The organism is Parasphingorhabdus sp. (assembly GCF_049667325.1).
In the GTDB taxonomy this organism is placed as follows: domain Bacteria; phylum Pseudomonadota; class Alphaproteobacteria; order Sphingomonadales; family Sphingomonadaceae; genus Parasphingorhabdus.
Map to the genome: position 1 here is coordinate 1 of NZ_JBATHY010000122.1, position 6060 is coordinate 6060.

Below are 6060 nucleotides of genomic sequence, written 5' to 3' on the forward strand. Positions count from 1 at the left end.
TTGTTGAGTAATATCAAGGGATTGTTGATCTCGAGCTGGAAGCTCCAGGATCCAGTCTGACTGGTAGATGTGCCCAGAACCCAGTATTTGCGTAGGATATTCTCTGACTTTCAGGTTTCGGCGTTACAAATGGTATCCTGCCGCTCGGCCCGCAGCACTAGCCTTTTCCACTTGCTCAAATTTTATAAGGATATGCTGCAGGTTGTATCAATTCTGCACGGAAAAACCTACGCGCGGGAAATGAACAACGACCTGACCGGCGTGGGGATCTTCGCGGCTGATCGAGATATGATGTTCGGACGAGCCGACAAACAAGCCATTGACCCCGTCGCGCCCATAGTCGTCGGCGGCAACGCTTACCGGCTTGCCTAAGAGGTCGGCGTCCCGATCCGCAACCGTGCCCGCCATTGGCTGGGATGTCCGCGCAATATCGAGCGCGTCCTCGCGGCTCATCGCTGATCGCTCGCCATGACCAATCGCCTTCACCCTCTCCAACCATTCAGGTAGGTGAGGCATGGACTCGAACAGGCTTGCCGCTGGCGGAAAAGCGGTCCGGATGAACCACAGATTGTAATAGCCATTCGCATCAACCAGTCCGGCGCGGTCACCGGTCAGGAACCTGCGTCCATCCGCCAGTTGATCGGACAGCAGAGCGACATGTGCCCGCAACTGCGCTTCCATGTGGGGAACAGCCGCCAGCATGGCGGCCGGGTCAAACGAACGCCCGGAAAGGGCTGTGCGGTCCGTTATAAAAGCGGCCGGGACTTTGTCGCCGAGCCCCCCGAAGATGATTGCGACCGCTGCTTGAAATACTGCGCGGTCCGACCACATCGCATTGGCGTGTGCCAGGCCATGGTCGCCCTGCGGAAATAACGTTGGCTCAGGAAAGCGTCGTTCAAGTTCCCGGACGATTAGCTGGCTGTCGCAGTAAATGTCTGCACCGACCTGCATGACCGGAATACGTCGATATCCGCCCGTCAGCGCCACAAGTTCAGGCTTGGGCATGATGACCGGTTGGTCGACTGCAGCCCAGGCCAGCTTCTTGATGCCAAGACAAACGCGCACCTTCTCCGAAAACGGCGAGCTATCATATTGATGAAAAAGAATGTCAGGCATCGTGGACCTTTCCGATATTATCACCAATCGATGCAGGATTTAAACAAAGCGGTCAACTTGGTCCCCACAGCGAGCGTTCGGTTGGTCGCTGCCGGGTTGTAAATCTTCGCCTCTGTTCGTGCCAGTGATATGATTCCATGACCTGCCGACGCTGCAAGTATGGCCCTCGGCTACTTGTGGGTACGAAACGGACATAATGTTCGCGCAGTACTATTGACCGCAGTCGGGCCGGTAGCGGACCGGCTGTTCATGGAAAAATAACGATTACAGCAGACATTGAGCTACTTGAAGTCGCACTGACCGCTTCCGCCCAAACGCAGACGCTCACGCCGAGCCGATCACATAAACCCTAACGATGCAATAGGGGCCGTTTGCGAAACCTGATTTTCAGCAACCATGCCGACTATCGCTTCTGTTAACTGAGCGACGCCAGGCTCTTGATCTGGTTGCGCAGCCAGGTGAGCCCTGGATCCTTTGCACGGGTCGCGTGGAACTGTAGCATTTCACGCATGGGAGGGACCGCGAAGGGCAGTTCCGCTATTCGCAGGGGGAGCCGCCCTGCCAGTGATTGAGCCAGTCGCTCGTGCATCACGCAGACGCGGTTCGTTTCGAGTACCAGGAATGGCGCCTGAAGAAAAGACGGCGCGCGCACTTCTATCCGGCGCTCGATATTGGTTTCGCGCATCCAGGCATCGATGAACGTGTCGCTTCCCGAGATCGAGACACCGACATGGCCAAGTTCGGACAATAATTTGGCCGACATTTCCCCATCCATGTGGGGGTTACCCGACCAGCCCACGACGACGTGCCGCTCTTCGAAAACAAGTTCGGACGGATGGTCGGGGTGGGTGAAGGACTCTGGGCCGAGGAACATGTCGAGCTCACCGTCAGCCATGGACTTGTTCGTATCGGAATATGGCAAAGCGATGTTCAGTTTTACGGATGGGGCGATCGGTGCAATCGCCCCCAGCAAGGGAACCAGCAGGACAGTAGTGACATAGTCCGAGGCGGCGATCTTGAACTCGCGTTCGGAAGTTGCAGGATCAAACCTGCCTTTCCGGGCGATAAGAGCACGCAAAGCCCCGATTGTTTCCGAAATCTCCGGATGCATCGCCATCGCATAGGGTGTCGGCACCATTCTCTTGCCCTGCTGCGCCAATATCTCGTCCTGAAAGGCTTCGCGAAGGCGTTTGAGCTGGGCGCTCATCGCTGCTTGAGTGACGTGCGCCCTCGCTGCGGCCTTGGTGACATTTTTCTCCTGAAGCAGGATGTCGAAAGCCACGAGCAAGTTAAGATCGAAATTATCAAGTCGCATTTTTCACCTTTGGCCAAGCCATCTGTCAAATGGACAGTCGGCTGATCTCGAATGTGGATCATTCTATCTATAAATAAATGTAATGTATAATGACAAAAACAAAAAGTTATATCTTTTGTTACGCTGCGTATACTTCGGTCTTCAGGGCACCGGTCAATTCCGGGCACATTTTTTACGGGAGAGGCAAAAATGCGTCGCAAATTCTATCACACCACCATTTCGAGGTCTGCACTGACCATGGCCTGCTGCGCTGCGCTTGCCGCTACGCCTGCTTACGCGGCCGAAGACAACGAGCAGGGACAAACCGGCAATAATCTCCAGTCGACAACCGAGGCGGAGCCAGCGGGCGGGCTCGGCGTCATTGTCGTGACAGCGCAGAGGAAACCTGAATCCCTTCAGGACGCGGCGATTCCCATTAACGCCGCCACCGGAGACGAGCTCCTGAAAGCAGGCGTTGCAGATGCGACCGCGCTCAACAAGATCGCGCCGGCACTTTATGTGACGGCGGGGGGTGGCGCCAATGCGGGCTATTTTGTGCGTGGTGTGGGTAACTTTACCAACAATGGTTATACAAACCCGGCCATCGCCTTCAACGTGGATGGTGTATATATCGGTCGACCTTCGTCAACAATCGCCTCTTTTCTGGATGTAGCGGTCGTTGAAGTTCTTAAAGGACCGCAGGGCACCTTATATGGTCGCAACTCAACCGGTGGTGCAATTAACGTCATTCCGACCAAGCCGCAACTCGGTGAATTTAGTGGCTATGTGTCCGGTGGATATGGCAATTACGACGCCTTCAATATCTCAGGTGCGGTAAACGTGCCGATCTCTGACTCGGGAGCACTTCGTTTTGCTGCTACGGTCAATGAGCACGACGGGTATAATCGTGACGGCACGCAAGATGCAAAGGATCTCGCCTTTCGAGGGCAGTTCTATGCCGAGCCAAGCGATAATTTTAATATCCGTTTTTCGGTAGATTATTCGACTCAGAAAGGCATCGGCACCGGGACGACCATCGATGGTAACTATATTTTTACGCCGCCTTTCGTTCCGGGTGTAAATGCACTGCCGGTTCCTGGCTGGAGGTTTAACCCTGCGCCAGACAATGTATCAGCACCTTTCACAGGCTTGCATACACCGGAGTCCATAGCGTTCACCAGCAATGTTGCTGCAGCACCCCTATTCACGCCATATGTCGGTTTTGCATATCCTTCGCGCGATGACAGTTACTTTGGGGTCAATGCCGAGTTGAATTTTGATCTTGGCGGGGTCGATTTGGTGGTCATTCCCGCCTATCGGCTCTCAAAGCTGGACAATCAGTTCAACGGTCCTCCGTTTAAAGCAGCGATCAACAAGGACACTGCAGAGCAGTGGAGCGTTGAAGCTCGGCTATCGGGTTCAACAGGTCCGGTCGACTGGATTGTCGGCAGCTTCTATTTTGATGAACGGGTGACAGGCGACAATTCCTTCAACCAGTTTAGTACGATAGGCGTTAACAGCTTTGACTCGCAGTCCGAATCTCTGGCTTTCTTTGGACGTGCGACGTTTAACATTACTGACGAGCTGAGGCTTGTTGGCGGTATCCGTTATACCGACGAAAATCGATCAATCGATGCCAAGGCTTTTGCAGTAGCAGGCGTTTGCCTCGAGGACCCTGTTGGCCGCGCACCCTTCTGTCCGCAAGTTCCGACATTGCCAGTGGGCCTTACTCTGCAAGATTCTCTAAATGCATTTGATCCCGCACTTTTTCCGGCTCGTCCGCTGAGCACGTTCAATCCAAATGGACCGGATGGTGTTGGACAGGTTTTCCCTTACGGACCGTTCAACGTATTTGCACCGGCGCAATTCGGGCCCGGCGCAATCCTGGTGATAACACCAAACACCATACAGAGGTCTGGCGGTGATAGCGAGATAACATATCGGGCCGCAGTCGAATATGACATCACTCCGGATAATCTGGTATATGTCAGTTTCGAAAACGGGTTTCGCTCTGGCGGCTTTAATCTGTCCCGCGGGAATGAAGAATATGCGCCAGAATTTATCGACGCCTTCACAATAGGCTCGAAAAACCGCTTCTTTGACAATCGGTTTGAACTCAATGTCGAGCTATTCTACTGGAAATATAAGGGCCAGCAGCTGGCTGCCCTTGGGGTCGACGTCGATGGCAACAATTCATTCTTTACTCGCAATGTCGGAAAGTCCTCGGTCAAAGGCGCGGAAATTGACTTTCAATTCCTCGCTACAGAAACGACCAAATTGCGGGGCGGAGTGCAATATCTTGATGCAACCTACGATTCCTATTTGTTCAATCAGACCGATTTGTCAGATGCCGGGGACCCGCCAAATTTCCTGAGGCCGGTTACGACCTGTGATACCACCCAGATTTTGACCCCGCGACGTTCGTTTGATGTCGATTGTTCCGGCAAACAAGCGCTCAATTCGCCCAAATGGACGGCTAATCTCGGTATTGAACAAACCGTTGAGTTCGGCGACATGAAACTGGTTGGCTCGGTTGACGGTCGCTATCGTGGTAGCCGTGAAGTTGGTTTCAACTATATTCCTACAAGCCGGATCGAAGACGATTTCACCATGGATGCGTCGTTGACGCTCGGGGATATCGATGATCGGTGGAGCCTGACCGGATATATTCGTAATCTGACCAATGAAGGTGTCCGGACTAACGTGTCGGTCGGTGCCGGCAATATCGTCGGCAGTATTTATGAACCGCCCCGGACCTATGGCGTACGTGCTAAGTTCAACTTCTAAGGAGGGATCAACGATGCGACCAGCTATAATATTAGCGATTGGCGCGCTCATGCTTGCCACGTCTCCGGCTCTCTCGCAGGCTTCATCGGACGGCGCGACACAAGCACCCGTTGCTGACACAGATGGCCAGTGGATTACCTTGGGTACCCGTGGTGGGCCGGTGACCGTTCCTATGCGTTCGCAACCTGCCAATCTGCTGTTGTTTAACGGCAAGAAATATCTGGTGGATGTGGGGGACGGGACTGCCGGTCAACTTTCAAAAGCGGATCTGCAGACGGCGATGCTTGATGGTATATTTGTTAGCCATCTGCATTTTGATCACACCGGCGGACTTGCAGCCATTCTTGGACTGCGGTTTCAGACCAACGCGGTAAATATGTTGACGATCTATGGTCCTCCGGGAACGAAGGAACTCGTCGATGGCCTGCTTGCTTCCATGGTGCCGGGGGCAACCGCGAACTACGGCGTACCGGGCGCTCCGGCAAAGGATCATCGGGCCGGTATCAAAGTGGTTGAACTCCGCGATGGTGCCAGTTTGGATATGGACGGCATGAAACTGTCCGTGCGCAGCAACAGCCACTACAGTTTTGTGCCCGGTAGCGATCTGCAAAAACGCTTTCAGTCCTTGTCCTATAGGTTCGATCTGCCGGGGCGTTCCATCGTGTATACCGGCGATACGGGTCCCAGTGCTGCGGTTGAGCAACTCGCCAGCGGTGCCGATCTGCTGATTGCGGAAATGATGGACGTTCCACTTATCGTTGGGGTGGTCAGGCGCAACAATCCCAATATGCCGGAGCCAGCAGCAAAGGCGATGGAAATTCATCTCAGCAAACATCACCTGCTTCCCAAAGATGTTGGGGAAA

4 protein-coding genes are annotated in these 6060 nt (G+C 54.0%); 2 read left to right on the forward strand and 2 right to left on the reverse strand.

Features of this window, described 5'->3' with window-relative positions; genetic code table 11:
• Window positions 1-207: 207 nt before the first annotated feature.
• Complete coding sequence (locus WBM93_RS06010) at window positions 208-1116, reverse strand: glutathione S-transferase family protein (RefSeq protein WP_424429520.1); 909 nt, start codon at window positions 1114-1116, stop codon at window positions 208-210.
• Window positions 1117-1531: 415 nt separating this feature from the next.
• On the reverse strand, window positions 1532-2431 hold the full coding sequence (locus tag WBM93_RS06015) for a LysR family transcriptional regulator (protein WP_424429523.1): 900 nt from the start codon (window positions 2429-2431) through the stop codon (window positions 1532-1534).
• A 366-nt stretch (window positions 2432-2797) separates the two neighbouring features.
• Here WBM93_RS06015 and WBM93_RS06020 point away from each other — a divergent pair, with 366 nt between their 5' ends.
• Both WBM93_RS06020 and WBM93_RS06025 read left to right on the forward strand, forming a co-directional pair.
• Window positions 2798-5197 (forward strand): TonB-dependent receptor, encoded by a 2400-nt coding sequence (locus WBM93_RS06020; protein WP_424429526.1) that lies wholly within the window; start codon window positions 2798-2800, stop codon window positions 5195-5197.
• Window positions 5198-5246: 49 nt separating this feature from the next.
• The coding region (locus WBM93_RS06025; protein WP_424429527.1) for an MBL fold metallo-hydrolase at window positions 5247-6060 on the forward strand (814 nt) is incomplete at its 3' end.